The organism is Vibrio sp. 1580, from assembly GCF_033340055.1.
The window spans coordinates 1-535 of the sequence record NZ_JAWOVT010000655.1 but is presented as its reverse complement, the minus strand read 5'-3'; the positions used below and the strand labels follow the sequence as shown (position 1 = coordinate 535).

The window sequence follows — 535 nt, the reverse complement described above, 5'->3', positions numbered from 1 at the left end:
CAGTCAGCTGTACTTTGTTGTCTACCGCTTGCAGCGCTTCTACGCGGCGGGTAATTTCACTGGTTTTACTTTCGAGAAAATAGCTGGCGTTATATTTAGGCACGCTATCTTCCAACAAAAGGCGCAGCTGATTATCCAAGCTGTTCCATGTCGCCCAAGCGACCAAACACACCACGGTGAGCAAGAGCGTGCTGCAAGCAAAAGCGGCAATTAAGCGTGCACCGATGGTTTTGTATTTCGGGTATAACACTACTTCTCTTTCCCTCGCCATTGAGCCAATTGCTGATTTACATTGTCCAATTTTTCCGACATCGCACGCCCCAATTCATGGGAAAACTCTGCCAATAACGCTTGGTAGTGCGTCATGCCAACTTCGGAGTCTTTATCCATGGTCGACAGCTTTTGCGCAATTTCGGTTACTTGCGCTTTGCTCAGTGGTAATTCAAACAGTTGTTTTTCAATGGCTTGTAGCGAACGTTGTTTCTCTGGTTTTCCGTCGGCAAGTCGATTCAATTTAATGAGCGAGAGCCAAACA

Annotated in this window: 2 pseudogenes; both read right to left on the bottom strand. The window is 46.7% G+C overall.

The annotated features are described in order from the left end of the window. A pseudogene (locus R7093_RS27675) lies at window positions 1-250 on the bottom strand (two-component sensor histidine kinase); the annotation flags it as partial. Continuing rightward, window positions 250-535, bottom strand: a pseudogene (locus tag R7093_RS27670) (ABC transporter substrate-binding protein); the annotation flags it as partial. The pseudogenes R7093_RS27670 and R7093_RS27675, both read right to left, overlap by 1 nt.